The sequence below is a fragment of the Microcoleus sp. T3_B1 genome (assembly GCF_036700445.1).
GTDB lineage: Bacteria > Cyanobacteriota > Cyanobacteriia > Cyanobacteriales > Microcoleaceae > Microcoleus.
On sequence record NZ_JAUBOX010000005.1, the window covers coordinates 48,751 to 75,650 of the forward strand.

A 26,900-nucleotide genomic window follows, 5' to 3' on the forward strand; every position below is an offset into this window, starting at 1 on the left:
CTAACAAACGCTGTAAGATGAGCAAATGGCATACATACCACTCAGAAAAGCAGTCCAATTCCTGGGTTTGCACGCCAACACCTTAAGGAAATATGCAGATGAAGGCAAGATCAAAAGCATCAAAAACGAAGCAGGACAAAGACTCTACGATGTTGAGTCTTACCAGCGCGGTGCAATTGGAACTGCCATTGTTTGTTACTGCCGAGTCAGTTCAACCAAGCAGCGAGACGACCTTGCTCGACAAGTTGAATTCATGCAGCAACAGTACCCAGACGCCGAAATCATCCAAGACATCGGCTCAGGAATCAATTTCAAAAGGAAAGGACTGCAAGCCCTACTGGTCAGATTTATGCGCGGCGAACAGCTCACGATTGTTGTTGCCTGTCGCGACAGATTGTGTCGATTTGGATTTGAATTGTTCGAGTTCATGGCACAGCAAAACGGTGGACAAATCGTGGTTCTTGACCGAACAGTTCACTGCCCAGAAACCGAACTCACCGCCGATCTTCTTGCCATCCTTCACGTCTTCAGTTGCCGAATGCACGGACTCAGAAGCTACAGCAAGAAAATCAAGGAAGATCCGTCTATTCCTAAATCCTGAACAAAAAGCACTGATAAAGCAGTGGTTTGGTGTAAGTCGTTTTGTCTACAACACGACTATCAAATACCTGCAAGAACCAGACAAAAAAGCTAGCTGGATGACAATCAAAACCGGAATACTCAACAGCTTACCAGAATGGGCAAAGCCTGTACCTTTCCAAATTAAATCGATTGCCATCAAAGATGCTTGCTCGGCAGTCAAGGCGGCTAAACAGGGTTTCAAAAAAGACGGTCAAATCCGTAAATGTAAATTTCGGAGCAGGAAAGACACCAAGCAATCTATCTATGTGCCGAAGTCGGCTATAAAAGATTGTGGTGTCTACCATTCGATTCTAGGCAAGTGTTTGTTAAAAGAAACTCTGCCTGAAACTTTCAGTGACGGCAGGTTAACGCTGGCTTATGGCGAGTATTACCTGATCGTTTCTGAAGAAGTGCAACAAGCCAAGACCGAAAACCAAGGTCGGCTTGTTGCCTTAGATCCCGGTGTCCGCACTTTCATGACATTTTTCTCTGAAAATTCTTACGGCTGGTTAGGAAAAGATTCTAATTTACACATCCAAAAACTATGTTTCCGGCTGGACAGATTAGTATCAAAAATTTCTCAAGCTCCCAGTCGCCAGAAAAGAAGATTCAAGAAAGTAGCCAGCAGGCTTCGTTGCAAAATCAAGAATTTGGTCAAAGAGCTGCATCATAAAACGGCTAAGTTTTTAGTCGATAATTTTGATGTAATTCTGCTGCCAACTTTTGAAAGTTCTCAAATGGTGTCTAAGTCACGTCGCAAGTTGAGGAACAAAACAGTGCGACAAATGTTGACTCTGAGCCATTACGAGTTCAAGACTTTCCTGAAGTGGAAAGCTTGGGAAAACTCCAAGCTTGTGATTGACGGCAACGAAGCTTACACTTCAAAAACTGTGTCATGGACGGGCGAAATTGTCAAAAATCTAGGTGGCGCTAGAACTATCAAGTCCGTAGCTACTGGATTGAAGATGGATCGGGATCTAAATGGTGCTCGCGGGATTTTCACGGGCGAGGCATTGGTTGACACGCCTTTGTTGAGAGACTCTCTTGACTTATACGTTTGTTAGCATTTGTTAGCGAAAAAGTGTCGGTGAAACCCCAACGGATTGCCCAACGCATCCACGCGATCGCATGAATCTTGTTACTCAATCGCCTTTTGCTGCCTCCAATTGCTTCATTCCTACGCTCCTCAAAAAGCTCAGCAGGAAGATGTTTCTTTCAAGTGGGAAAATGCCTGAATTGAAACTAAGTGTACCGCCGGGAAATAGTGCGTAAATGTGCTTTAATATGTGTCAAAATTCGCTCCTAAAAACGAAAATAAAAAATGTTAGAGTTCGATCGCCTGTTCCAAACAATCGAAGAATTAGTAATGCTGCACTCACCCAGCGGTGCGGAATCGGAAATTAACCAGCGGTTGATGGAAAAATTCGCCGCCCTGGGAGTGAATGCTTGGGTCGATCGCGCGGACAATGCGATCGCCCTAATTAAGGGTCGCAATCCCGAAAAGTCGATCGCCATTACCGCCCACAAAGACGAAATTGGCGCCCTAGTTAAAACAATAGGCGAGAGTGGCCGCGTGGAAGTCCGCAGATTGGGCGGCGCATTTCCTTGGGTTTACGGCGAAGGCGTGGTGGATTTGCTCGGAGACAAGCAAACAATTAGCGGCATTCTCAGCTTCGGTTCCCGCCATGTTTCTCACGAATCTGCTCAGAAAGCTCAGCAGGAAGATGTTTCTTTAAAGTGGGAAAATGCCTGGATTGAAACTAAGTGTACCGCCGAGGAATTAGCCGAGGCCGGAATTCGACCGGGCACGCGGATGGTGGTGGGAAAGCACCGCAAGCGCCCGCTGCGGTTGAAGGACTGGATCGCGAGCTACACTCTGGACAACAAGGCTTCAGTGGCGATTTTGCTGGCTCTGGCGGAATGTTTGAAAGAGCCTGCGGTGAATGTTTATTTGGTCGCGTCGGCGAAGGAGGAGGTTGGGGCGATCGGAGCTTTGTATTTCACCCAGCGCCAGCCGTTGGACGCGCTGATCGCTTTGGAAATTTGCCCTCTGGCGCCGGAATACCCGATTCGTGACGGCGAAAACCCGGTTTTGCTGGTTCAGGACGGCTACGGAGTCTACGATGAAGGATTGAACGCCCACTTGCGCGCAGCAGCCGCAGCATCGGATGTAGAGGTGCAGTTGGCGGTAATTAGCGGTTTTGGGAGCGATGCTTCGATCGCCATGAAGTTCGGCCACGTAGCCCGCGCCGCTTGTTTGGCTTTCCCCACCCAGAACACCCACGGCTTTGAAATTGCTCATCTCGGGGCGATCGGCAATTGCGCCGCCATCCTCAAAGCCTACTGTGACGTGCTTTGGGACGAGTAGAAAAAAAAGTTTCCCAAAGTAGTTGACAGATTGGGAAAGATTAGTTAAGGTAATAAAGGTGCGGAACACAAGCAAACGCAACGACGCGCCCCCATCGTCTAGAGGCCTAGGACACATCCCTTTCACGGATGCGACGGGGATTCGAATTCCCCTGGGGGTATTGAAAATTTAAGTCTGATATCCAAGTGATATCTAGTATGTGGGGTGGGCATCTTGCCCGCCCTTATTGCTATTGGGTCTAACATTAAGTTGATGCGTTCGATCGCACATCTTGCACCATTCTCGCTTAACAGGCTTTTCGGCCTGTTCCACAAAGAGTGAATTTTCTTGTGGAACAGGCCGAAAAGCCTGTTGATAAACAAGTAATTGAGAATGGTGCAACATCTCAGTTCGATCGCACTTTCCTTAGTTTGCACCATTGCCATTGATATCAAACTTTTCTATAATGGGAATCTCTGAAGGTGAGGAGGCGACTATTCGCAGGTTTATATCAACTATGATTTGATTTTTATCAACAACTACATTTGCTTTTTTTATTAAGAATTTTATTGGTAAACAATCACCTGATTCAGGTTCGGGAGATGGCTGAGTTTTATATCCTGCGTCCTCCAGCCATTCACAAATCTTCCTCCAGTTTTCTACCTTTTCATCAGCTTTACCTACAAGATTTTTTACATATTGGTATAAAGTATTACAGAAATCTACCGCAATTCCCTTGGGGTTTTTACTGAGCCTTTCGGCAATTTCGGCGGGACTGTAGCCGCAGAGTAGACCCCGTAGATGTTGTTTCTCTGTGGGCGTGAGCCGCTTTCCCTTGGCGGATGCTAGGTCTGTGTAAAGAGTTTCTAAGTCCCAGTCGCGGGCAGCTTCGGAGAAGCGATCGTTAGAGGATGCCATTGCAGGGGATAGGTTTCTGGATTTTTTATAATCAAAGTCTAGCACAATTCCTAATGCTGATTAGTTTCTTTGTTAAAGGTGGTTAGGTTAGGATCAGGGAAAGCAGGATCGTGATTAATTTTACACAGGAAATTCTGGCAAGGCTCACTTCTTGCCGCGTAGAGTTTTCTCCAGCACAGAGTTATTAAGCCAAAGTATCTAAAAAATCCTCTGTTTTTAAGATGTCGAGAAATCAGACTTAGGAGTATTTTATGCCTTCATTCTATCCAGGTCAGAAAGCTAATGAACTTGCCCAGGAAGCTCAAAAGCGATTCGAGCGTGCGGTTGAAGATTTGAAAAGAGAAGAAGCAGCCACAAACAGATTAGCCGAAGAGTACGGTCAACTGCAACTGAATGTCATAAGAAGCACAATTAAGCGCTTTGTTACCTTCCTTGAAAATACTGGTCGGAAGGCTTCAGAAAGTGAAAAGCGGCTTTTAGAAGGGATGGATTTTTCAGTTCAGCAGATGAAGGAGTACAAAGCTGCGGCGGTAGGAGCAGAACAATATTTTATGGCTGGCGTTAAATCTGCTGGAGCAGCCGCAGCAGGTTACGGCGGTGCTATTGGTGCTGTTACTACACTAGGAGCTGCAAGCACCGGAACCGCTATCTCAACTCTCAGTGGAGCGGCTGCTTGGAATGCAACTTTAGCATGGTTTGGCGGTGGAGCGATCGCCGCTGGTGGGGGCGGTATGGCTCTGGGTGCTGCTGTGCTAGGCGGTATCACCCTTTTACCAGCTTTGGCGATTGGTGGCTTTTTTGCTGCTAGTGAAGGCGAGAAAGCGATGACAAAGGCGCGAGAGCATGAAGCTCAAGTCAATAAGGCGATCGCAGACATGAAACTTGCTAAGGACTTTGCCAAACAGGTAAGACAGCGGATAATTGAGTTGAGAGGAGTGTTTGAATCCATGAACACTCGTGCTGTTGAAGGTTTGAGTCAACTAGAATCTCAGCCTTTTGATGCTAAGAGGGATGCTGAGAAGTTCCAACAGGTAGGCCTTCTGATGAAGGGACTTGTAGAAATGTTGAAAACTCCTGTCTTAAATAATGACGGTAAGCTTAACCTCGGTACTGTGAAGGTTTTGGAGAAATATCGGATTTTACCAGGGAAATAGAAATCACGATCCAAGTAGTCTCAAGACTTACGCAGAAAATCTATTTGTAGGGTGGGCATTTCCCACCTTACTACTTAAAAATAAGGAGGTTGCAATGAATCCTTGGGAAATTTTAGGAAATGTTGGTGATTTACATACGGTATGTACTGAGAATGACTTCACAAAAGAAAACCAAGCGGGTGCAGTTGTAGGAGGAGGTGCAGCACTTGCGGCTGGTGTAACTTTGGGTGCGGCTGCTCTAGGGCCTCTGGCTATTCCTTTAATCATATTGGGCGGTGCAATGGCTGGTGCCACAGCAGAATCTACAGTTAAGAATGTAGGCAAAGGCGTAGCAATGGCTGGTGTCACAGCAGAATCTACCGTTAAGAATGTAGGCAAAGGCGTATCTAAGGGAATTACAGGATTTTTTGATTTCTTCAAGAGCGATGAAGACTTTTTTAACCGAGGAATAGAAAAGCTTGAGAGTGGACAGTACGGGGCCGCTATTGAAGATTTTACGAAAGCGATCGAACTCAATTCTCAAAATGTTTATGCCTACTTTGTGCGCGGCTGTATTCTCGATGAACAGCACAATTATGCAGGAGCAATTTCAGATTACACTAAAACTATCCAGCTCGATCCTAGCTATGTAGATGCTTACCGCAATCGAGGTAACATTTACGTCGCTAAAAATGATTATAGCAAGGCAATTGCCGACTATACCCAAGTCATCAAACTCGCTCCCGGCAATGCGGATATCCACTTAATACGAGGAAGTGCCTACAGCGAACTAAAAAATTACAAAGAAGCTATTGCTGACTTCACTCAAGTTATCACTATCGATCCTAGTAATGTGAATGCCTACTACTGTCGTGGTTTAGCATATACTGAACTAGAGGATTATGAGAGTGCCATTGCTGATTATACTCAAGTTATCAAACTTGACCCTAACTGTGTCGATGCCTACTTCACGCGGGGCTGTTTACTTGTTGAGCTAGAACATTACAAAAAAGCCATTGCTGACTTCACTCAAGTTATCAAAACTAAACCTAATGATGTTAACCTGTATTTTCAGCGGGGTTATGCTCGCGCCCAAGTAAAGAATTATAAAGGAGCTATTGCCGATTTCACTCAGGTTATAAAGCTTAGCCCTAATGAAGCAGTTAATTATTTGTATCGCGGTCATGCACACGTAGCAAACAAGGATTATGATAGTGCAATGGCTGACTACAATCAAGTCATCAAGATAGAACCAAACTGTACAAATGCTTATTTTCATCGGGGATGCGTCCGCCATGAAAAGGGAGACAAGCGGGGAGCTCTTGCCGACTACAATCAGGTCATCAAAATAGAGCCAGACAATGCTTATGCCTACGTTAAAAGGGGTTCTATACGCAGAGAAAAGGCAAAAAGAGAGGAAGCCGTAGCAGATTTTCAGAAAGCTATCAGCCTCTTTCGCAAAGAATCCATGATGGATGAAGTCCGAAATCTTCAAAAAGAAGTCCGCAATCTTCAGAAGGAAATTAAGAATACTCCTTGGTGGCAGACGCGGGTGTTTTAGGATTCTGTTCTGTTGAAATATCGAATTTTACCAGGCCAATAGAAATGAGAGCTAAAAAAGTTCCTGTAGAAATCTTTAATCCCGGCTCGGCTGCTGAGTGCTTCCGCGATGTTGTTGAAGCTTACACCGAATACAAAATAGTTGCAGAGCAAGAACAGACTAAACGGCGTGGTATAGAAGCTTGGGAAAAAGCAACAATTGCCGACATTCAAGCAAAACGCGATGCTTTGATCGAGTATCTTGAATGTTCGTTTGATGAACGTGCTAATAATTTCAAATTTCTGTTTGAAAAGGTCGATGAGGCAATAGCAATCGGTGATAATAACCAGTTAGCTTTAACCATGACTTCAATTACCGAAATAGCTAAGTCTAGTCCTTTCAAAGACCTTGCTAATTTGACATCTGTCAGAACAGCCCTTGACGATCCAGATTATGAATGGGAGTTTTAGAAGGCCCTATAATTCTAAAAAATTCAATTGATTTCATTTGCTAAAGAACAGGAGATTTTAGAATATGACAATTACATCTATACTCAAACAACTGGAAGGCTTGAGTCGTGAAGATATGATAGCTAAACTAAAGGCTACCCGCCATGAACTTCATAGTGAACAAATGAAAAAGACCGTACCAAATAATGACATTCACACGCAAACTTTAACAATAAACAGAATTTTAGGTGCTATTGAAATGGGTGTTCGCGGTTCTTTGACTAAATCAGAACTTCAAGAACTTCGTCCAGTTCTTCAATACTTTGTGGAAAATGGAGAATTTTCTCAATCTAAGTTTAGTTCACTTTACCAAAGAGGATAAAATTAAAGATTGTGCATCGCCCTACAGATAGTGTCTGTGCGTAAGTCCTAACTCAGAAGCGATCGCCCCTCATTCCTCCCAGGAAATAGAAGATCGATCGCCCCTTTATATCCAACATCAAATCCGGCTTAAAAATCCCTCAATCTCTTAGTCCGCGAAGGCGGACTTCGTTTGTATAGAAGCGATTTCAATCGCCGATTGAAATCGCCTATTTTTAAATCGCCGATCGCCCCGATTGTCAATCCTTCGACTTCAGCAACGGTTCAATCTGCTGCCTTTGAAACTGCAATTCATCCGCCAAAGGTTGGTAAATTTCCCGATCGCCCGATTCATTGCAATAATCCCACAAACCATTGTAACAGTGCCTGTCGTCGTCCCAGCCCGGATGGTTGACAATCGGATACAAGCAGATTCCCTCTATCGGAACCCCTGCTTTCATCGCCGCCGCTACCTCAGTGCACACATAATTAAACCAGACAGGTCTAAAATCGTCTTCAGTGCCTGTTTCTGCTATGAATAAGGGGCGGCCGTAGCGATCGAACACTTCTTGCAGCATTTCGCGAAACGGGCGGTACAGCGGATCGGTGTATTTCATGGGCTCTTCATTGTGAATCCACTGATTGCGATCGTAATAATTCACCCCAATAATATCGAGATATTTTTCCTTACCGCCGAGTTCCGGGCGAAAACGTCCAGCCAACATATCCCAAGCTTGATATTGAGATAAGCGATAACCTTCCGCCGCGTCCCGATCCTCCGGTTTGTCAGGGTCAGCAATAATGTTAATTGTGGGGTCGATTTGAACGATGCGGGTGCGGGGATTGACTTGCCAAACTGATTCTATCGCTGCGATCGAAGCTTTGATTAACTGGATTTTTAGCTCGTCTCCCCGCCCTTTCGCAAACGGATTGATGTAGGCGACATCGCCGCCTGCCCAAGCAATAAATGAAATTTCATTGACAGGTGTTACAAAAGGTGTTTGGTCTGTTTCCTCAGTTAGCACTTCCATAAAAGCGCGCACCATGCTTGCAAACCTGGACACAAATTCGGGACTGAAAATATCAATATCGTCTGGCCAGCCGTAGTGAAACAAATCCCAAATTACCTGCATTTTCATGTCGCGGGCGGCCCGGATAATTGGCAGGGAACTGGAAAAATCGTATTTTCCGGGTGTCTGTTCGATTAAGTGCCAGCGGAGGCCTTCGCGGACTGTGTAAATGCCTTGCTGCTGCAAGCGTTGGTAGTCGGCTGCTACAAATTTATCGTGGCCGGTGGCGGCTGTGACATCGAGACGCTTTCCTGATAGCAATTTGTGGGTGGAACATTCAAAGCCGCCCATGAAAAAACTTTGAAACATCGATCGAATGGGTAATGGGTAATGGGGCATGGGTATCAACAAACACGTCAAACCCTGTCACAGACTGCTGTTTGACTATTAACGCCCGATCCCCCTGGCGCCAAGGGCGGGCACGGGGGCACCGCCCCTACGAAGGGGGGGACTGGAAACGTCTTCAAGTTTCAAAAGCGAACATCATTGCACGTTCTGCCTTTTCCCCTTCTTAAGGCAGGGCGGTTTCATTCTCAAGAAAACGATGATTTTGTAGGGGTAGTGCCCCCGTGCCTACCCTCCCCATCCACGATTTGCTCGTGTTTCAGAGATTGGGGCAGCCACGGGGGGCTGCCCCTACAAGAGAATGAAACAGCCCTGCTTCTTAAGGGGGGGGACTGGAAACGTCTTCAAGTCCCCCTTCTTAAGGGGGATTTAGGGGGATCTCAACTCGGGTATAAGCGAGATTTCTCAAAGGTTTTAGTCTTAAGTTGACACCAATTAGCAGTGAGTAATAGCTGGCGGCTGTGAACTTTCTTCGGGAATATCCCAGCCGAGAGTTGCCGCCGAGATGACCTCTAGGGGAAACTTGGGAGTGCGATCGGCATACAGCAAACCGTTAGCTTCTTGGTAAGTATCGGTTAACTGCGTGTAACAAAATCCGCTGAACATTTCCACTCGGTTTACCACCTTCAACAGCGCGCTGTAGCGCCCTTGGAGTTCCAGCGTGTCCGACGCGCGCACGTAGCCCCAAACCCTGTAAAAATCGGGGTTTTCGCGACCGGCGCAGGCAATGCCGCCGAATTCTGTCAGCATCACCGGCTGTCCTTGGTGCGGGTGGCCGTCGAGGGTGAGGACTCGCCCGCCGGGACGCCCGCGATTAAACAAATCGGCTAGCTGGACTTCGGGCCCGTAGCGTTTGGCTAGGGTTTGCGGGTTGTTGTCGTAGTCGTGAATCGCCAGGATGTCGGTATCGATACTTTCCCAGCCGTCGTTACCGATGACGGGACGAGTCGAATCGAGGGTTTTTGTCAAGAAATACAGCGCTTGCACGTAGTTGCGGTGGGCTGCGGCTTCGACTAAATTCGGAACTCCCCAAGATTCGTTGAACGGCACCCAGACTACGATACAGGGGTGGCTGGCGTCGCGGTCGATGACTTCGGTCCACTCCCGCGTCAGCCGTTGCACGGCTTTGGGAGTGAAGCGGTAGGCGCTGGGCATTTCTTCCCAAACTAGGAGCCCCAGCACGTCAGCCCAGTACAAAAATCGGGGGTCTTCGATTTTTTGGTGCTTGCGGACGCCGTTGAAACCCATTGCTTTGACTAATTCGACATCGTGGCGCAAAGCTTCGTCGGAAGGGGCAGTCATCATGGTGTCGGGCCAGTAACCTTGGTCGAGCACCAGTCGCAAATAGTAGGGGCGGCCGTTTAGCATGAAGCGATCGCGCTGGATGCTGACCGTCCGCATGGCGGTATAAGATTTAACCTCGTCGAGGAGTTTGCCGTCGGCCCACAACTGCACTTGAGCGTTAATTAGCGTCGGTTTTTCGGGACTCCACAGCAATTCGTTGCGGTAGTCGTCGATACCAGGGTCTGAGAGGGCGATGCGGCGGTGGATTTCGCCGTTGATTACTTCGTAGGTGTCGTTGACCAGCAGCATACAGCCGATCGACAGTTTAACTTTAATCTGGATTCCCGACTGGCGATCGCCCGCGACAAACGCTTCAAAACCGATTTCCCAGCGTTCAAACTGGGGAGTCCAGCGGATGCGCTCGATATAAGTGTGAGGCACCAATTCTACCCAGACTGTCTGCCAAATGCCGGTCGTGCGCGGATACCAAATACTGTGGGGCTCTATTTGCCAGTCTTGCTTGCCGCGCGGTTGCTCCAAATCTTGCGGGTCGTCCTGGGCCCAGACTGTCACCCGCTGCGGCCCGTTGAGGTTCACAACTGGTGTAATGTCTACGCTGAAAGGAGTGTGTCCGCCTTCGTGTTCGATGACATATTGACCGTTCACCCAGACGCGGGCGCGGTAGTCTACGGCCCCAAAGTGGAGGAGAACTCTGCCTTCTGTGTGGGGTACGTCAAATTCGCGTTCATACCAGCAGTTGGCATGAAAATTTGTGTCGCCGATCCCGCTTTTTGCCGATTCTGGAGCAAACGGCACTTCTATAGTGTGAGTCCACTCAGAAATATCGATCGGCTGCACGCAGTGGCCTGCGTCATCGTAAGCAAATCTCCACTGACCGTTGAGACAAATCCAGTTGCTCCGGCGCAATTGGGGGCGCGGATAACCTGTTTTCCGTCCTTGAACTGTCACCTTACTATCAAGAGTTGCAGACTCTTCTATCTCGCAATTTTCAAGTGCTCTACCTAACCAACTCATCGGCACATCTACCCAAAGTTATATTTATAGGTTAGCGACAATTACCCTGACTTTGACAAGTTTTTTGCTGATTAATTTGCAGAAGTTCTGCACCTTAAAACAGGCTCATCTGAAGGCTCTCTTGTGCTGAACTCATTAATCAGAAGAAAGAAGAAAAAACCCTGAAGATTTTTCCTATCCCCCCTCTCGCCCTCTCCCCCTCTCCCCCTCTCCCTCTAGCTAGCAAGACTTGGCAAACCTCCTAACGGTTCAGTTAGCTCACTTTTGAGAGAAAATTCTTCCGCAAACGGCAAACAATGAAATATTTGCTGTAGTCCCGTGAGTTCAAATAGAATTCTAACTTGTTCGCTCATGGCAGAGATCAAAAGTATACATTGGCTGTCTCTAACTAATTTCACGATCGCTACTACAGCCATTAACTCGGAATTTTTCAGGAAATTTATTTTTGAGAAATCCAGCATAAGAATTTTGCCGCCGCTTTCAATGAGGCGCTGTATTTCTTTCTGAAACTGAGCAAATTGAGAAATTTCCAAAACCTCATGAGACAAAACAATTTTCACTAGAACGTTCATGTTTACCTCAATGCTTGTTTGAATTATTAAATAACTTTTGATGAAAACCGAGTAAGGTGCTCTGTGGGCACCTTACCTTTTTACCCGTCAGTCGCAGATTCCAGCTACTTGCTAGCAGATTTGCCGTTGCTGTTGCTGTTGCCGTGGTTGACAGCAGCGACTTCTAGAGAAGTTGTGGCTGGGCGATGGGCAACTCCATTGGATGTGCTGACATTAGAGGCAGAACCGTTAACATTTTCTACCAATTCAATCACCGGCTTGGTAGTAATTTGTTTGTAAGTTGTCAGAGCTTGAGCGACCACTTGATCCATGTTGTAATACCTGTACGTCGCCAGCCTTCCCACGAAAGAAACTCCCGGAGTTGCATCAGCCAAAGCTTTATATTTCTTGTAAAGTTCGGCATTTTCTGGACGCGGTACCGGGTAGTAAGGGTCTCCCTCAGCTTGGGGATATTCGTAGACAATGCTAGTTTTTAGATGCTCTTGTCCCGTGAGGTATTTAAACTCGGTACAGCGAGTATATAAATGCTCGTTGGGGTAATTTACCACCGGTGCTTCTTGGTGTACGGCTACGTTCAGTGTTTCGTGCTTGAATTCCAAGGAACGGTAAGGAAGTTTGCCGTAGCAATAATTGAAATAGGAATCGACAGGCCCGGTGTAAATCATTTCTCCGTAAGGGATAAAACCCTCAATCTCCCGGTAGTCGGTATTCAGCATCACCTTGATGTTTGGGTGAGAAAGCATCTTTTCAAACATCCGAGTGTAGCCGTGCAGGGGCATTGCTTGATAGGTATCGGTGAAATAGCGATCGTCCCGGTTAATGCGAGTGGGTACGCGCGCAATCACTGAGTTGTCGAGTTCCGACGGGTCCATTCCCCACTGTTTGCGGGTGTAGTTGCGGAAGAATTTCTCGTAAAGTTCGCGGCCGACTTTGCTGACAACTACATCTTCGGAAGTGCGAATGTAATCCTTTGGTTCTGCTACTTTCGCGAAGAAATCTTCAACTTCAAATGAGGTGAGATTCAGTCCGTAAAGTTTGTTTACGGTGTTGAGATTGATCGGAATTGGCAGCAGTTGACCGTCAACGCTGGCGAGGACGCGGTGTTCGTAGGGCCGCCACTCGGTGAAGCGCGAAAGATACTCGAAAACTGGTCGCGAATTGGTGTGAAAAATGTGGGGGCCGTATTTGTGTACGAGGATGCCGTGGTTGTCGTAGTGATCGTATGCGTTGCCGCCGATGTGGTTGCGGGTATCAATTATCAGGACAGTTTTTCCGGCTTCATTTGCTAGTCTTTCGGCAATGACGCTACCTGCAAATCCTGCTCCGACGATTAAATAGTCAAACATTGAAACACCTCTGATTGTGGGTAAGGGTAAGGGTAAGGAATAATTGGTAATTGGACATACAGCGAGGATTGTTGAGTGTTAAGTTTTGAATCCGTAAAGTGTAACTCTTTAACTTCAACCTCAACATTCCTAACTTAAAACTTTCATCCTGCCTTCGGCTTTCTGCCTTTTATCGTCGATCGCACTTTCGATCAACCCCAGCATTTCGCCCCAGGTATTGTCCCAAGAATTGTCTGCTAAAAAGGCGTCTACTTCGCTCAGCCACTTGGTGCGAACGTCCGAACTTTCGCTGAAGATTTCTTCGGCACAAGCAACGAATTCTTCAGAATTGCTAGCAATCCGAACCAAGCCGTTTTCTCCGTAGGGCCGCACCACGTCGCGGATAGGAGTAGAAATGACAGGTTTGCCGGCAGCGAGGTATTCTGGAGTTTTCGTGGGACTAATAAACTTAGTCGATTCGTTAATCGCAAAAGGCAGCATTGCGATATCCCAGCCCCCAAGATACCCGGGCAGTTCTTGATAAGATTTGCCGCCGAGATAGTGGATATTTGGGTGAGTTGGCAGAGTTGCCCGATCGATTTTCGCCACAGGGCCAATGATGACTAAATGCCAGTCCGGCCTTGCTTCGGCAATGCCCCGCAGCAGTTCGATATCCATGCGTTCGTCTATAACGCCATAAAATCCCAAACGCGGGGGAGGAATGTCTTTTTGATCCGCCGGTTCTTGTGAAAGATTCCTGGCTGTCGCAAAGTGTTCTTTTTCGATGCTGCTGGGGAAGGCGTGAATGTTTGGGTGCTGGTGCTGTTTGGCTTCGTAAAGGTTGTGGCCCCCGGTAAATACTACGCTGGCGCGCTTTAATAATTGGTTTTCATTGGCTTTTAAATCCGGGTGCGCGCCTTGGAATGCTGACAGTTCATCCATGCAGTCGTAGACTACAGCTAGCGGCTTTAAGTGGTTTGTGAAACTGACAGCCATTGGTGTGTAATACCAGAGGATGTACTGGCTAATTTCTGCAGAGCGAAACAAATCATCTAGCATGGCTTGCTGAGCAGTTTGTGATGTTGCTTCGCTGATTCCTTCGCTCAGGTGCGGTACTATTACCCAAACTCCGCTTTCGTGGATGCTGACATCGAGCCACCAATCTGTAGCCTCGCTCAAAATTGGTTCTTCTACGAAGAAGACGCGACGCTTTTTGGCACAGCGGCTCAAGAGATGTTGCGGACGCTGATAGACAAAATTCCACCGCAAATGAGACAGGCAAACTAAATCTGGTGCATCTAAAGCCTCAGTTTTTGATAAGTTGGCGCGCAATGCGGGCGAGGGAGCGAATTGAGAGGGCGATTTGGCAGGATCTATAGAGGTAAATCGGATCTCCCATGCTCGCTCTTTATTGCTATAATTATTGTTTACTGAGTGTTCTGGGGGCGACATATTAGCCTCTGGAATTTGTCCCTGAAAATTTGTCACTGTAAATTTGTCAATAGGATATATTTCTCAGCAGTGTCTTACTGAAAGTTGCAAGCATCAATCTGAGAACTTTTATTGACGAGCAAGCGCCGCATTCAGTGAGCCAAACAAAGAAACTGTTTAGCTGCGGAAAAAACAGGCTTATCTGCTTTTTTCAGAAGTGAAAGTTTGAGATAAGTTAATATGGTTTGACTTGCTATTGTTGTTAAATCTAACCCAGTTTTCCTGCCTTTACTTCTATCTGAAGGATGACTTCTATCTTAGGAGGCGCTTAGCTTGTATGCGCGGTTCAAAAGCGGTTAAAGTGCCGATCGACCTTGTAAAATGACTCTTAACTGGCAGGTACGGGGTAAAAAAAGAGCGAGTTTTATTGCTTTATTTGAAGATGAGAGAAAATTTGCCATCAAGTTTATGTTGCTTTTTGATTTGACAAACCTTGCTTTTTTTTAACTCGTCCGATCGCTAATTTGGAAAATTTGTATCCTAATATACAGAAATTGATCGACATTTCTGACTTCCGATAGATTAACAATTGACAGTTTATACAGTGGGGGTAAACTCACCGAAGAACACCTGTCTCAACAATACCAAAGAAACCAGGCAACCGCAACGAGAAACCTAAGATTTTGCGCGAGTCTGTGGCAAGAAACCAAGGTGATGACATTTGCGCTGTGGCCGTCAGTTTAACCTCGCGCCCACAGCACAAATGTCAATCATCCCTCTAAGGGCGCGTTCGCCGATATCTGCAATCAAACGCCAAATATCCACATAAACCCGCCAGTAGAAAATAGCAGCAACTTTACAGTCGGCTGCTGTCAATTTTGGCGATTCCCCCTCCAAAGGCAAAATCTTGCACCATCGAACTCTTTAAGAAATCGTGGGGAAAGCCCAATTCAATTGCACTTACTTTGTCTAACTGCTGCATTTGATCCGGGGTTAATTCAAACTCCAAACAAGCGAGATTTTCCTGAAGTTGCGAGAGTTTGCGCGAACCCACAATCGGAATAACTTCGACTGCCTGTTGTCGCAGCCAATTTAGGGCTACTTGAGAAGCAGGTTTGCCAATTTCGGCTGCTATTTTGCTAACTTCGTCAGCAATTTTGAGGTCTCGTTCGTTAATTTTTCCCGATTCAGGTGAATTAAGCCGTTTAGCTTCGCTGGCGGTTTCTGAAGTGTTGTATTTTCCTGTCAGCAAGCCGGCTGCTAAGGGGCTCCAAGCTGTGACGCCAATATCAAAGGCTTTTGCCATAGGGATCAAGTCCCGTTCAGGAGTTCGCTCTTTTAAAGAATACTCGATTTGCAAGCCAATAAATGGTGTCCAACCGCGCAGGTGGGCGATCGTATTTGCTTGAGAAATAATCCAAGCCGGCGTATCGGAAATGCCGATATAAAGAACTTTGCCGGCGCGCACCAAATCGTCAAAAGCGCGCATCACTTCTTCGACGGGTGTTGTAAAATCCCAAGCGTGCAGCCACAGCAAATCTATGTATTCAACTTGCAGCCGCTTCAAACTGGCATCTACTGCTTGTACCATATTTTTGCGGTGGTTGCCGAAACCATTGATTTCGCCATTCTTCATGTTGAGGCTATACTTAGTGGCAACTACCCATTTTTCGCGATCGGCTGCGATGAACTCGCCGACATATTTTTCGCTAGTACCGTTGGTGTAGAGATTCGCGGTATCAATAAAATTGCCGCCCGCTTCTGCAAAGGCGTCGAACATTTTACGGCTTTCGTCGTAGGAGCTCCCCCAACCCCACTCTTCCCCAAAAGTCATGGTTCCGAGGCAGATTTCGGAAACGCGAAGTCCGCTGTGACCTAGTAGTTTGTATCTCATGTCACCCTTCCGCTAATTAATGGTTGTTAACAGTTTAAATCTAGATTTCCCAAACTGTTGCCATCAGTCGGGGTGGCGGGTTTTTGCGGTGCGTTAGCGCTGTGCTGGATTTTGAATATTTTGGCAAGTCAATCAAAATGTCTTAGCTTCCGGGGCTCCGGGCCATCGCCCCTGCGTTTACTTTCAACACCGCGCAGGGGCGATCGTCTTACCAATGTATTTAGGATTACATGGCTTTATTAAAATACAGTAAAGTCAAAAAACTTTTATCTACCTTTAGATAGGTATTTTATGAAATTACTTAAATTAAAAAAATTGCTATCTTCTTAAAGATCACAAAACCAGAGAGAACTAGAGAAAAAATTCATGTAGCTAAATTAACTTTTTAGCGTTATAGTGATTTACAGATTACAAAAACTAGGTGACTCACTTGGCTGACATCGTTGATACCGCCGTTTCGGCAGGCTCTTTTACTACCCTAGTTGCTGCAGTCCAAGCCGCTGGTTTAGTAGATACTCTCAAAGGCGCTGGCCCCTTCACAGTTTTCGCGCCTACTGACGAAGCTTTTGCTAAGCTTCCCGAAGGTACTGTAGAAGCACTGCTTAATGACATTCCTAAGCTGACAAAAATCCTGACTTATCATGTCGTTTCCGGCAAAGTTATGGCTGCTGATGTAGTCAACCTGACATCGGCCAAGACAGTTGAAGGTTCAGAACTGAAAATTGATGCTTCCAATGGCGTCAAAATCAATGATTCTACCGTTACAACAGCCGATGTTGCTGCTGATAATGGCGTTATCCACATTATTGATTCAGTCTTGCTTCCTGCGTAAGCACAGACTGAGATAGCGCAATACTATCTTGAGGGCGGTGGCTATAGTTAGCCGCCGCCTTGTTTTCGTTGAGGTTTAAATATTTTAGGCCTCAATAATTAAAACTATAGAGTAGGGGGAATTGCCCGATCGCACTCAGCTTGAGTCTGCCCCAAATTTGTCGCTGCTGAATTTACCGGGAAAACTGGTTGCAGGCAAACAGCGACAGCTACTCGGAAAAAAAATTATCAAAAAAATAAAAAAGTGCGATCGACCGCGTTAGCAATTGCCGATAATTAGCGGCCCACTTATTTTGCACTTTCGGGCTGATTGCCGGTTGATGCGTAGATACCATGCCACCAAACCCAACATTTCTCCGAGAAACTGGGTTTACCAGGCCTCGTCCTAATTAAGATACAATAAGAACCACAAAGAAAGTGCGATCGACATTATTTGATAGTCAAGCTATGCAATCTACAACTGAGTCCGAGACAGAACTGGCGATGGAAGCTCCCAAACACGGCTTGCCCGTTACAATCATTACAGGATTTCTTGGCATTGGTTAATCGAGTTTACATAGTTTTAGAACGCCAAGCAAATCTCGACTATCTAGTAGTCGAAATAACTAGATTTTCCACAGCCGAGGGCATTACAGACGATTTCACTCACCCCGACTTTGCACTGCCCGTAGAAAGTAAGTAGAAAGTAAATTTATGGCTGTAGAAATAGCCAAATAAAAACTCTTTATTTTAGCTTGCGAATGGGAACATTTGACTCAGTTGATGCAGACAGTTATCGCACAACCTGCACTTACAGCCCAAGCTAGACTTGCCAACCCCCCTTTGGTAGCTAAAAACTTTCCTGGGAAATACGCTTGCAGACCAGTTGCTAGATGTCATATTACCCGAAAACACGAGCTATAAAATTGACCTATCAACTTTTAACTCAATAATTTTGTAACCCAATAATATCATGTCCGAGCGATTGACCATAATATCCCGGCCGGGCGGGTTTTTGAGATTGTCAATTATTGGCAGATATTGTTGGTGAACCCGCCCCTACCTGATGAAGGGTAATCGACCGGACATGATATAACTCTTTCTATTAATGGTAACGGGTAACGGGTAATCGGGCATTGGTAAGGGGTAATAGATGAGGGGCGAGCGGTAGTAACAAACAAAAAACAACAACTAACAACTAACAACTAAATGCGTATAATTGTTGAAGGCTGGCGCTTTTTGCCGCACTCCTACGCGATCGCCAATCAATTTCAGCTACTAGAAATGCTGAAATATCCCAATTTAGAACTTTTCCACAAAGATATCCCCTATCTAGACGAAAATTGGCAGCCAGCAACCGGTTTGTTAGATGCAACTGCTGAAGCAGCAATAAAAAATATTCCCCACCCTTCGGCATCTCTACAAGCAGACGCTACCTTACGGATCTCAGTACCTTACAATTTTGCACCCTCAAATACCAAACGGACGTGCTTGTTTGCCACAACAGAATGGGGAATTCTGCATAACGAAAACTTTAGAATAACGGGCGCAGCTTCCCTCCGCGAAGGGCACAGCAACTCCGATATAATTATTATTACGCCTTCCCAGTGGTCGAAAACCGGATTTATCCGCAGCGGTGCGAATCCCGATCGCACAATTGTCATCCCCTGCGGCATCGATCCGAATATTTACAAACCTTTAACAAAATCGGAACGCGAAGCTTTGCGGAAACAGCTAGGATGGGACGGATTTGTATTTTTGAATATTGGTGCAGGATCTCCAAATAAAGGCATCGATTTATTGTTAAAAGCTTTCGCCGTTGTAGTTGAAAGTTATCCCGAAGCCAGATTAGTATTGAAAGGAGAAGAATCAATATATGACTCGGATTCTCTGATCGCTCAAAACATAGACGAACTGACATTTGACGAAGCAGAAAAAGTTTTGCCGCGCATGGCTTACATAGGAGAAACACTGCCTTTTGCAAAAATGGCTCAACTTTATCAAGCAGCGGATGCCTACGTATCTCTTTATTTAGCAGAAGGATTCAATTTGCCCGCACTAGAAGCAATCGCTTGTGGCTTGCCGCTCATTTGCACTAAAGGCGGCCCGACGGATGATTTTACAACTCCAGACTTTGCTTGGCACGTCGAAAGTACGTTTCAGGAAGGTACTTCTAACGATCGGCCGATATTTCGCCTGATGCCAGATTTAGAACATTCGATCGCCTTAATGAAAAATATTATAGAACAGCCGGAGTTGTGCGATCGCTCTCGCGAAGCAGGCCCCAAATTTGTAGCGGCTGGGTTTACCTGGAAACACGTTGCCGACCAACTCCTAGAGGTACTTTTGCCAACAATTCGATCGCCAAATTGAACAGGGTGCGATCGAATTGTTGGCAACTTCCGATAATTAGCGCTGGTAACGCGCTGTTCGGAATTCATATAAGATACAATAAGAACCACAAGTTTAAGCTTCAGACCTTATTTGACATTCAAGCTATGCAATCTACAACTCAGTCCGAGACAGAACTGGCGATGGACGCTCCCAAACACGGATTGCCCGTTACAATCATTACAGGATTTCTCGGCAGCGGCAAAACAACCCTGCTCAACCACATCCTGACCAATCAGCAGGGTTTGAAAACAGCAGTTTTGGTAAATGAATTTGGCGAAATCGGCATCGACAACGAACTGATTGTCACCACCGACGACAACATGGTTGAGCTGAACAACGGCTGCATCTGCTGCACAATTAATGAAGATTTAGTTAATGCAGTTTACAAAGTTCTGGAACGTCAAGAAAATCTCGATTATCTGGTAGTCGAAACAACCGGACTCGCCGACCCGCTGCCAGTAGCAATGACTTTTTTAGGCACAGAACTGCGCGACCTGACTCGTCTCGATTCGATAGTTACAGTAGTAGACGCAGCCAACTACAGCTTAGATTTGTTCAACTCTCAAGCAGCTTACAGTCAAATAGCTTACGGCGATATAATTATCCTCAACAAAACTGATTTGGTTGAGGAAGCAGATTTAGATTTGTTGGAAGTTAAGATTCGCGATGTCAAAGAAGGTGCTCGAATTCTGCGAACAGTAAAATCGCAAGTTCCCCTGCCGCTAGTCCTCAGCGTCGGATTGTTTGAATCGGACAAATATTTCCAATCTGAAGAAACTGCTAGCAGTCACGACCATCACGACCACGAACATCACGAACATCACGACCATCACGACCACGAACATCACGAACATCACGACCATCACGACCATCACGACCATCACGACCACAGCCATCACGACCACAGCCATCACGACCACTCCGACCATTTAGAAAATGACGGATTTACCTCAATTTCTTTCCTGAGTGACAAGCCGTTTTCTCTGAGAAAATTTCAATATTTCTTAGACAAACAACTGCCAACAAATGTGTTTCGCGCGAAAGGGATTATGTGGTTTGAAGAAAGTCCCAAACGGCATATTTTTCACTTGAGCGGCAAGCGATTTACGATGGACGATGACCAGTGGAAAGGTGAGCGGAAGAACCAGCTTGTTCTCATTGGTCAGGGTTTGGATACCGAAACTTTGCGATCGCAACTCGAAAACTGTCTTTGTATGCCTTCCACCAGTCGCGGCAAAGGTTTTGGGAAAAACTAAAGGTTGAAAATTAAACAGAACAGACGTGTGCTGGCTAGAAACCCGGTTTTTTTCGTCGAGACTTCGCGGTTAAAACTTATATCTTGCACCACTCTCAATTAGCCTTTTAGGAACAGGCAAGATGCCTGTTCCACAAAGAGTATATTTTCTTGTGGAACAGGCATCTTGCCTGTTCTTGAGTATGGTGCAAGATATAAGTTTTAACCAAAATTTATCCGAGAAACCGGTTTTTTTTTCATAATTCCTATTCAAAAGGTAAGTTTACCTTTTGATTTTTAGTTTTAAATTTAAGCATTTCTAATTTCCCATGCGAGTCATCATCCAGCGAGTAAAATCATCTCAAGTCGAAATAGAAGGTCAAATTGTCGGCAAAATTGGCGGCGGGCTTAACTTGCTTGTAGGTATTGCAGACACCGACACCGAAGCAGAACTCGATTGGATGGCTCGCAAATGCCTGGAATTGCGTTTGTTTCCCGACTCGGCCACGGATACCGGCCGCTGGAACAAGTCCGTACAAGACATCGGCGGCGAGTTGCTGGTTGTGAGTCAGTTTACGCTCTATGGGGACTGCCGCAAAGGTCGGCGACCTTCCTTTGACCGAGCAGCGGCTCCTGAACGAGCGGAATTTTTTTATGATAAATTTGTCGAAAAGTTGCGCCAGAGCGGCTTAAAAGTCGAAACAGGCTTGTTTGGAGCGATGATGCAAGTCTCTATAGATAATGACGGGCCGGTGACTTTGGTATTAGAGAGAGAATCAGGGTGAATTGTTGGCAAACAAAGCTCTCTGTGCTTCTTTCTGATTCCTTCTTCGTTCTTGGATAAGAGCAAATTTTCAGATTAACCGGGTTTCCTAACTGCTGTTGCGTAGGTTCTGAAGACATTGCAGTTAGCTACACTCTGCCAAGTCTCGATTCCACAATCTCTAACGGCCAAAACCGCCTCAAATAGCCAGTTATTAGATTGTCCACTCAGCGGGCTGGCAGCACCCTCCATTTTCCTCGCGATCGCCCCACGCACATAACAGCTCAGAGTGCTTGTAGAGTAAGGCTTTAACCGCAATAAAACCAATCTTCCACAGCCAGCGCTTAGAATCAGATTCAGCAGCCAAAAACTGTTGCATGAGAGAGTGGAACACTGGCATAACTACGGTTATCTCTACTTCCGTAACATTCAATGTATAGAGAGTTGAATCAGCCGTGCCAAGCGAAACCGCCAGCAACTGCCGCCTCACTCTCTGACAAATGTCCTCGCACACCCGCTGTGCCCTACCACCCGATAAATGCCATGACTGTCAAAACTGCCACCACCGTCAACTGCAACACCGCTTCTGGCTTCAACTGCATTCCTGCCGCCTCCACCGAACAAACCGCCGAAATCAATCCAGTTTCCAGCATCAATGTCCTGGCGTTGGCTGACTTCGCCCTCAAAGAATTGCAAGCCGAAATGAAAACTGCCAGCCGCAGCGCTCAAGCAGTGGCGATGCGGATTGCTAAGGAAGTCGAACGGATTTGCCAAAAGAGCGATCGCATCCAAATTTCCGGCGAAGTTGAAGCTTGGCAAATCACCTTGGCCGAGCACCGGTTGCAAAAAACCCTGCAATACTACCGCCTCGGTTCCAAACAAGGCCGCGTCGAACTGCATTCTCACCTCGCGGCTATGATTTACCGCCATGTTGCTTCTTTCCGATCGAACTTGAACTTCCAAGCTCGCTACAACATGATTGAAGACTTTTTGCAAGGCTTTTACATCGAATCTCTGCGAGCTTTCCGTCGCGAACACCAACTCGATGTCACCTACCAGCCCCGCACGCAGCTAGAATTGGCTGAGTACATGGCTTTTACCGAACACTACGCCAAGCGCCAAATCGGTTTGCCCGGCCGCAACCGCCAACGCCTGATCGTGTTGCGCGCTCAAGGATTTGCCAAGGGCCAGCCTCCCGAAACTGCGATCGACATTGAAATGGCTGTAGAGTCGGGCAAGGGAGAAGATGCGGAAATGTACAGCCGCTCTCCGGCGCTGCAACAAGTGCGCGAGCAAATGGTATCGGAAACTGTCGATCCGGCTGATGCTGTGCTGCGCGATCGAGTAGTCTCGGAATTGATCGCCTATCTGGAAGCCCAAAATCAGCCAGAATGCGTAAATTACTTAACTTTAAAATTGCAAGACCTTTCGGCTTCGGAAATTGACCGCGCGCTCGGTTTGTCTTCCCGCCAGCGCGACTACTTGCAACAACGTTTCAAGTACCACGTCGAAAAATTTGCCCGCACTCAAAATTGGAAACTCGTCCACGAATGGCTGGGTGCTGATGTGGATCAAAAGCTGGGAATGACTTCGGACAAATGGGAAGCATTTCGCGCTCAACTTGCGCCCGAAATGCAGCAACTGTTAGAAATGAAGCGGAATCAAGAAAGCGACAAGGCGATCGCCACCGCGCTCAAATGCACTCCCAAACAAGTCCAAAAACGCTGGGCGCAAGTGTTGGAGCTGGCTAGCCAGACTCGCAACAGCAGCCAAGCTTAACTGGTACTCAAATATGAATGCAACTGTTTTCTTGAGACTGGAAAATGCGATCGGGTGCGGCATCTACACTGGACTGCCCGCCCCGGCGTCCGCTCTCAACTCAACCAGGGCTGCTACTAACTAAATTATCGCCGCTTTTTGGCAAATTCAATTTATTAAAACAACATTACTTTTTTTAATATCTTTCGTTCCCTGGTTAGGCCGGGGAATTTGTTTTTATTAGTCATTAGTCATTAGTCATCAGTCATTATAGCAATCCTAAATCATTCTCATAATTATTGTAGGGGCAATCCGACCCCTACTCCCCGTGGTTGCCCTATAGATAGGGGGTAGGCACGGGGAGTAGGGGTAGCACTACCCCTACAAATTTATCTGAATCATTTAGGATTGCTATAGTCATTAGTCATTAGTCATTAGTTATTAGTCATTAGTCATTAGTTATTAGTCATGAGTCATGAGTCATTAGTCATTAGTCATGATTTATGGGAAATTGCTTGCTTAAGAGGCGGCATTGCATATATTCATAATGATATTTAAACATAGGGAGTAGCATAATCAAGGCAAACTTTTTCAAATGTGTTGCCCCAAAATATTTCACATAAAAGTCTACTTTAAAAGTAATAAATTATGTGTATAAGTTTTTTTGTGCGTTAATATAAAGTATCAAAGTCTAATTTATAAGTGTATTTTTTTATAAAAATAGTTAGAAACCGATTGTGAAAATCGAGGGAGCGGAAGGTGGATAAAAAGGATAAAGTCATCTATCCAAAGACTGAAAATAATTAAAATAAATATACTCATCCTACTATTTTGTTTCACTTAATCCTTCATAAGAAGGAAGCATCAATTTTGAGATATATCTAAAATGGGGGCATAACTTGATTTAGATAAAAAGGGAAGCACTCCTATGTTACTTTACAAAATTGAAGATTTTAATCCCAACTACCGCGAAGCTGCTTTTAATGGCGAAGATATCAAAGGTCTGGATATCTATGCTGGAAATACAGATGAGAAGATTGGCTCCATCGATACCGCGCTAGTTGATGAGACAGGACGTTTCCGATATTTTGTTGTTGACACGGGTTTCTGGATATTTGGCAAGAAGGTATTAGTTCCAGTTGCTCTTTGTCGAGTGGAGGTTGAGGCAGAGCGCATCTACGCGACGGGTTTGAAGAGTAAAGACCAAGCAGAAAGACTACCCCGGTATGAGGATGGGATGGTGGTTGATTACGATTATGAAGAACAAGTTCGGGGTGTTTATCGTACTCTAACTGTAGAAGCGTCTGCACCTGTAGAAGCATCATTGCCTTTAGAAACCTCATTGCCTGTACAAGCATCTGCACCAGTTTCTATGCCGCGTTCTGTCTCTAACCAAGCTAGGGCTGCTGGTTATGACCGCAACACCTACACTTACGAACAAGAGCCTCAATTGTATCAGATGAACGAGCGCGAGCATCACAAATTCCGACTCTACGAAGAACGACTGGTTGCAGAAAAAAGCCGTCACAAAACTGGCGAGGTAGCAATTGGCAAGCGAGTTGAAACCGAAACGGCACGAGTTTCAATTCCCACAGAAAAAGAGCGAGTTGTAATTGAGAGTATAACTCCAGAAAACGCAGGAGCGCCAGTAATTCGGGATACTCCATTCCAGCAGGAAAAGGTGATGCGTATGGAAGTTTACGAAGAAACTGCTGATATCAAAAAAGAAGCTTTCGTGCGGGAAGAAGTTAACATCAGGAAAGAAGTTGAAACGGAGATTGTTGAGGCAAGGGAAACACTGCGTCGTGAAGAGTTGGATGTGAAGACGGAAGGGCGTTAGAGGGCCAATGAATTGAACAAGGGTTTTTAGTTGCGCTGTCTTCGACCACATGAGCGTTGCAGCGCAAATACGAACCTAAACTATCACTAAGACTGCCAAAAAAAAGAGATTTCTCATGTCTAATTCCTGGCGTTGGCTGGGAATTAAGGGCAGCATTTTTAGCTTTGTCGTTTAGCATCTATGCGACCAGTTTTTTACTAAAGCCTGAGCCAGTTGCAGCTCAACAAGCTCAGTAGGCATTTCCTGATGTTCCGCCTAATTAGTGGGCGCGTCCATTTATTCAATCTTTAGCTGAAAAAGGTCTTGTTACAGGAGAAGTTGATAGAAAATTTAGACCTAAACAGGCTATGGATCGCTACGAATTTGCGGCAATATCCGCCCAGCCTTTGAGCGCGCAAAGATTAGGAACATATCCAATGTAAGTGGCTTTAACGATGTGCCTCAAGGTTATTGGGCAGAACCTCCCATTCAAGAAGCCTACTATAAAGATGGCGATAAAATTCCTAAAGATGCGGTTGATGAAGTGGCAGCAGCGACAAAAGCAAATATCCCGGTCAACTATCCAGATCCCAGAGTTATTACTCCAACCGAGTTGCTCAGTCGGGGGAGTGCTACGGCGCTAATTCATAATTCATCAAGCTTTGGTTTATCAATGTCTGCTCGAACCGCTGTCTAATAATCAGGAAGCTACGAAGTATCTTCCTGCTAGTGCTGCTAAAAGGAACAATTGATTTTGGAAGCAGTCTCAATCCTAAAGGCGATCGCATTTACATACTGATTTTCCACCATCAACTTTTTGTCAGCGCTGGCACTACTTTGTCGCCAAAGACCTCAATAAACTGCTCTTGTTCTCGGTTAACGTTGTGCAAAATTAGTTCATCAAACCCCAATTCAATATCTTTTTGCAACCACTCAATATGCTGCTCTTGGTCTGCCGAGATGCGGACGTGTTGATATAACTCCTCTGGTTGCACAAACTCCCCGGCGGCATCAAATTGATCGGGTGTTATCAGTTCGGTCAGCATTTTAGTTTGGAAGATGTTATTACGCCATTGATGATGAGCGCCTTGTAGTGCTTTCTCTGCATTACTGTCATAGGAAAGCTGCACTTTCAAAATCATTGGTTTTCCTTCTCCACCACCGCGACGAAACGCATCGACGACTTTTTTTAACTGTTCGGGTGGGCGAGAAGTAGTAATCAATCCATCAGCCCAACTGCCCAACCATTCTGCGGTTTCTGGGGTAACTGCGGCGCCGATAATTAATGGGAGAATTTCCGGGCGGGTATAGAGTTTTGCATCTTCTACGCACACTAAACCGCGATGGGTGACGGTTTCTCCTGCCCAAAGGGCGCGGATAATATCGACACATTCTTTGAGGCGCGCGTTGCGATCGCTCTTAGTAGGCCACTTATCCCCAGTAATATGTTCGTTCAACGCTTGACCGCTGCCAACCGTGAGCCAAAAACGATTTGGAAACATTTCTGCCAACGTTGCCGCAGCTTGGGCAATAATAGCCGGATGATACCGCTGTCCGGGAGCGCAAACAACCCGATAGGAAAGCCTCGGCGTTGCTTGCATTGCTGCACCCAACCAAGACCAAGCAAAACCACTTTGTCCTTGCGCTTCACTCCAAGGATGAAAGTGATCGGAAGAAAGGGCATGGGTAAAGCCAGCTTGTTCTGCCATTTGGACATATTTCAGCAGTTCGCTGGGCTTAAACTGTTCGTGGGAAGCATGATAACCAATTTGTGCCATAAGTTTTTAGGAGTTTTGAG

The 26,900-nt window shown here is 46.0% G+C and carries 25 protein-coding genes, 1 tRNA gene and 1 pseudogene; 17 read left to right on the forward strand and 10 right to left on the reverse strand.

The genetic code is table 11. The annotated features are described in order from the left end of the window. Nucleotides 1-25 precede the first annotated feature (25 nt). From QT990_RS04665 to QT990_RS04680, 4 genes are all read left to right on the forward strand, one after another. A complete protein-coding gene (locus tag QT990_RS04665) occupies nucleotides 26-601 on the forward strand; it encodes an IS607 family transposase (RefSeq protein ID WP_333147156.1) in 576 nt (191 codons plus the stop codon). Further along, complete coding sequence (locus QT990_RS04670) at nucleotides 510-1,685, forward strand: transposase (protein WP_333408670.1); 1,176 nt, start codon at nucleotides 510-512, stop codon at nucleotides 1,683-1,685. Before QT990_RS04665 ends, QT990_RS04670 begins: the two co-directional genes overlap by 92 nt. Before the next feature lie 257 nt (nucleotides 1,686-1,942). After that, nucleotides 1,943-2,989, forward strand: a complete 1,047-nt coding sequence (locus QT990_RS04675; RefSeq protein ID WP_333392248.1) for a M42 family peptidase — start codon at nucleotides 1,943-1,945, stop codon at nucleotides 2,987-2,989. Nucleotides 2,990-3,076: 87 nt separating this feature from the next. Further along, nucleotides 3,077-3,149 (forward strand) — tRNA-Glu (locus tag QT990_RS04680). Nucleotides 3,150-3,394: 245 nt separating this feature from the next. Here the strand turns inward: QT990_RS04680 and QT990_RS04685 are convergent. Next, nucleotides 3,395-3,886 (reverse strand): helix-turn-helix domain-containing protein, encoded by a 492-nt coding sequence (locus tag QT990_RS04685; RefSeq protein WP_333053723.1) that lies wholly within the window; start codon nucleotides 3,884-3,886, stop codon nucleotides 3,395-3,397. 251 nt (nucleotides 3,887-4,137) lie between these two features. On the opposite strand from QT990_RS04685, the gene QT990_RS04690 reads away from it, so the two are divergent. The 4 genes from QT990_RS04690 to QT990_RS04705 all read left to right on the forward strand — a co-directional run bounded on the left by QT990_RS04690 (nucleotide 4,138) and on the right by QT990_RS04705 (nucleotide 7,390). Beyond that, entirely contained in the window at nucleotides 4,138-5,040 is a 903-nt protein-coding gene (locus QT990_RS04690) for a hypothetical protein (RefSeq protein WP_333392245.1), read from the forward strand. A 94-nt stretch (nucleotides 5,041-5,134) separates the two neighbouring features. Further along, nucleotides 5,135-6,580: a tetratricopeptide repeat protein gene (locus tag QT990_RS04695; RefSeq protein WP_333392244.1), complete on the forward strand. Its 1,446-nt coding sequence runs from the start codon at nucleotides 5,135-5,137 to the stop codon at nucleotides 6,578-6,580. Nucleotides 6,581-6,624: 44 nt separating this feature from the next. Next, complete coding sequence (locus QT990_RS04700) at nucleotides 6,625-7,029, forward strand: hypothetical protein (protein WP_333392241.1); 405 nt, start codon at nucleotides 6,625-6,627, stop codon at nucleotides 7,027-7,029. A 64-nt stretch (nucleotides 7,030-7,093) separates the two neighbouring features. Beyond that, entirely contained in the window at nucleotides 7,094-7,390 is a 297-nt protein-coding gene (locus QT990_RS04705) for a hypothetical protein (RefSeq protein WP_333392239.1), read from the forward strand. Between the two features lie 238 nt (nucleotides 7,391-7,628). Here the strand turns inward: QT990_RS04705 and QT990_RS04710 are convergent, their stop codons facing one another. The 7 genes from QT990_RS04710 to QT990_RS04740 all read right to left on the reverse strand — a co-directional run bounded on the left by QT990_RS04710 (nucleotide 7,629) and on the right by QT990_RS04740 (nucleotide 16,324). Then, nucleotides 7,629-8,777 carry a beta-glucosidase gene (locus tag QT990_RS04710; RefSeq protein ID WP_333464983.1) on the reverse strand — a complete coding sequence of 383 codons (1,149 nt, stop codon included), beginning with the start codon at nucleotides 8,775-8,777 and terminating at the stop codon, nucleotides 7,629-7,631. A gap of 441 nt (nucleotides 8,778-9,218) precedes the next feature. Next, on the reverse strand, nucleotides 9,219-11,102 hold the full coding sequence (locus tag QT990_RS04715) for a glycoside hydrolase family 2 TIM barrel-domain containing protein (RefSeq protein WP_333464984.1): 1,884 nt from the start codon (nucleotides 11,100-11,102) through the stop codon (nucleotides 9,219-9,221). A gap of 215 nt (nucleotides 11,103-11,317) precedes the next feature. Continuing rightward, nucleotides 11,318-11,674, reverse strand: a complete 357-nt coding sequence (locus QT990_RS04720; RefSeq protein ID WP_333307033.1) for an STAS domain-containing protein — start codon at nucleotides 11,672-11,674, stop codon at nucleotides 11,318-11,320. 104 nt (nucleotides 11,675-11,778) lie between these two features. Further along, complete coding sequence (gene glf / locus QT990_RS04725; protein ID WP_333144386.1) at nucleotides 11,779-13,020, reverse strand: UDP-galactopyranose mutase; 1,242 nt, start codon at nucleotides 13,018-13,020, stop codon at nucleotides 11,779-11,781. Nucleotides 13,021-13,149: 129 nt separating this feature from the next. Continuing rightward, nucleotides 13,150-14,487: a glycosyltransferase family 1 protein gene (locus tag QT990_RS04730; RefSeq protein WP_333464985.1), complete on the reverse strand. Its 1,338-nt coding sequence runs from the start codon at nucleotides 14,485-14,487 to the stop codon at nucleotides 13,150-13,152. Nucleotides 14,488-15,165: 678 nt separating this feature from the next. Next, nucleotides 15,166-15,306 (reverse strand): hypothetical protein, encoded by a 141-nt coding sequence (locus QT990_RS04735; RefSeq protein ID WP_333464986.1) that lies wholly within the window; start codon nucleotides 15,304-15,306, stop codon nucleotides 15,166-15,168. Then, the gene (locus QT990_RS04740) at nucleotides 15,287-16,324 is read right to left on the reverse strand and encodes an aldo/keto reductase (RefSeq protein ID WP_333464987.1); all 1,038 of its coding nucleotides are present in this window, start codon (nucleotides 16,322-16,324) and stop codon (nucleotides 15,287-15,289) included. The genes QT990_RS04735 and QT990_RS04740 overlap by 20 nt, the downstream gene beginning before the upstream one ends. Before the next feature lie 430 nt (nucleotides 16,325-16,754). Between QT990_RS04740 and QT990_RS04745 the strand changes: the two genes are divergently transcribed. From QT990_RS04745 to dtd, 5 genes are all read left to right on the forward strand, one after another. Next, a complete protein-coding gene (locus QT990_RS04745) occupies nucleotides 16,755-17,156 on the forward strand; it encodes a fasciclin domain-containing protein (protein WP_333144383.1) in 402 nt (133 codons plus the stop codon). 537 nt (nucleotides 17,157-17,693) lie between these two features. Then, entirely contained in the window at nucleotides 17,694-17,837 is a 144-nt protein-coding gene (locus tag QT990_RS04750) for a hypothetical protein (RefSeq protein WP_333144382.1), read from the forward strand. A 506-nt stretch (nucleotides 17,838-18,343) separates the two neighbouring features. Next, on the forward strand, nucleotides 18,344-19,507 hold the full coding sequence (locus tag QT990_RS04755; protein ID WP_333144381.1) for a glycosyltransferase: 1,164 nt from the start codon (nucleotides 18,344-18,346) through the stop codon (nucleotides 19,505-19,507). A 125-nt stretch (nucleotides 19,508-19,632) separates the two neighbouring features. Next, nucleotides 19,633-20,784, forward strand: a complete 1,152-nt coding sequence (locus tag QT990_RS04760; protein ID WP_333144380.1) for a GTP-binding protein — start codon at nucleotides 19,633-19,635, stop codon at nucleotides 20,782-20,784. 307 nt (nucleotides 20,785-21,091) lie between these two features. Further along, nucleotides 21,092-21,547: a D-aminoacyl-tRNA deacylase gene (gene dtd, locus QT990_RS04765; protein WP_333144379.1), complete on the forward strand. Its 456-nt coding sequence runs from the start codon at nucleotides 21,092-21,094 to the stop codon at nucleotides 21,545-21,547. A gap of 192 nt (nucleotides 21,548-21,739) precedes the next feature. On the opposite strand, the gene QT990_RS04770 is transcribed toward dtd, so the two are convergent. Further along, nucleotides 21,740-22,039, reverse strand: a complete 300-nt coding sequence (locus QT990_RS04770) for a hypothetical protein (protein WP_333144378.1) — start codon at nucleotides 22,037-22,039, stop codon at nucleotides 21,740-21,742. A gap of 29 nt (nucleotides 22,040-22,068) precedes the next feature. Between QT990_RS04770 and QT990_RS04775 the strand changes: the two genes are divergently transcribed. The 4 genes and pseudogenes from QT990_RS04775 to QT990_RS04785 all read left to right on the forward strand — a co-directional run bounded on the left by QT990_RS04775 (nucleotide 22,069) and on the right by QT990_RS04785 (nucleotide 25,799). Next, nucleotides 22,069-23,304 (forward strand): HetZ-related protein, encoded by a 1,236-nt coding sequence (locus QT990_RS04775; protein WP_333464988.1) that lies wholly within the window; start codon nucleotides 22,069-22,071, stop codon nucleotides 23,302-23,304. Nucleotides 23,305-24,211: 907 nt separating this feature from the next. Then, on the forward strand, nucleotides 24,212-25,123 hold the full coding sequence (locus QT990_RS04780) for a DUF2382 domain-containing protein (protein ID WP_333144376.1): 912 nt from the start codon (nucleotides 24,212-24,214) through the stop codon (nucleotides 25,121-25,123). 275 nt (nucleotides 25,124-25,398) lie between these two features. Beyond that, nucleotides 25,399-25,545: pseudogene (locus QT990_RS35770) on the forward strand (S-layer homology domain-containing protein); the annotation flags it as partial. Between the two features lie 14 nt (nucleotides 25,546-25,559). Next, complete coding sequence (locus QT990_RS04785; protein ID WP_333144375.1) at nucleotides 25,560-25,799, forward strand: hypothetical protein; 240 nt, start codon at nucleotides 25,560-25,562, stop codon at nucleotides 25,797-25,799. Between the two features lie 112 nt (nucleotides 25,800-25,911). Here QT990_RS04785 and QT990_RS04790 read toward each other — a convergent pair whose 3' ends face one another. Continuing rightward, nucleotides 25,912-26,880 (reverse strand): TIGR03885 family FMN-dependent LLM class oxidoreductase, encoded by a 969-nt coding sequence (locus QT990_RS04790; protein WP_333144374.1) that lies wholly within the window; start codon nucleotides 26,878-26,880, stop codon nucleotides 25,912-25,914. Nucleotides 26,881-26,900 lie beyond the last annotated feature (20 nt).

Coding starts and splice junctions, on each gene's coding strand:
- QT990_RS04760 (WP_333144380.1), top strand. CDS start 19,633: ATGCAATCTACAACTCAGTCCGAGACAGAACTGGCGATGGACGCTCCC.
- QT990_RS04790 (WP_333144374.1), bottom strand. CDS start 26,880: ATGGCACAAATTGGTTATCATGCTTCCCACGAACAGTTTAAGCCCAGC.
- QT990_RS04715 (WP_333464984.1), bottom strand. CDS start 11,102: ATGAGTTGGTTAGGTAGAGCACTTGAAAATTGCGAGATAGAAGAGTCT.
- glf (WP_333144386.1), bottom strand. CDS start 13,020: ATGTTTGACTATTTAATCGTCGGAGCAGGATTTGCAGGTAGCGTCATT.
- QT990_RS04675 (WP_333392248.1), top strand. CDS start 1,943: ATGTTAGAGTTCGATCGCCTGTTCCAAACAATCGAAGAATTAGTAATG.
- QT990_RS04665 (WP_333147156.1), top strand. CDS start 26: ATGGCATACATACCACTCAGAAAAGCAGTCCAATTCCTGGGTTTGCAC.
- QT990_RS04780 (WP_333144376.1), top strand. CDS start 24,212: ATGTTACTTTACAAAATTGAAGATTTTAATCCCAACTACCGCGAAGCT.
- QT990_RS04695 (WP_333392244.1), top strand. CDS start 5,135: ATGAATCCTTGGGAAATTTTAGGAAATGTTGGTGATTTACATACGGTA.
- QT990_RS04685 (WP_333053723.1), bottom strand. CDS start 3,886: ATGGCATCCTCTAACGATCGCTTCTCCGAAGCTGCCCGCGACTGGGAC.
- QT990_RS04705 (WP_333392239.1), top strand. CDS start 7,094: ATGACAATTACATCTATACTCAAACAACTGGAAGGCTTGAGTCGTGAA.
- dtd (WP_333144379.1), top strand. CDS start 21,092: ATGCGAGTCATCATCCAGCGAGTAAAATCATCTCAAGTCGAAATAGAA.
- QT990_RS04775 (WP_333464988.1), top strand. CDS start 22,069: ATGACTGTCAAAACTGCCACCACCGTCAACTGCAACACCGCTTCTGGC.
- QT990_RS04690 (WP_333392245.1), top strand. CDS start 4,138: ATGCCTTCATTCTATCCAGGTCAGAAAGCTAATGAACTTGCCCAGGAA.
- QT990_RS04740 (WP_333464987.1), bottom strand. CDS start 16,324: ATGAGATACAAACTACTAGGTCACAGCGGACTTCGCGTTTCCGAAATC.
- QT990_RS04720 (WP_333307033.1), bottom strand. CDS start 11,674: ATGAACGTTCTAGTGAAAATTGTTTTGTCTCATGAGGTTTTGGAAATT.
- QT990_RS04755 (WP_333144381.1), top strand. CDS start 18,344: ATGCGTATAATTGTTGAAGGCTGGCGCTTTTTGCCGCACTCCTACGCG.
- QT990_RS04700 (WP_333392241.1), top strand. CDS start 6,625: ATGAGAGCTAAAAAAGTTCCTGTAGAAATCTTTAATCCCGGCTCGGCT.
- QT990_RS04710 (WP_333464983.1), bottom strand. CDS start 8,777: ATGCCCCATTACCCATTACCCATTCGATCGATGTTTCAAAGTTTTTTC.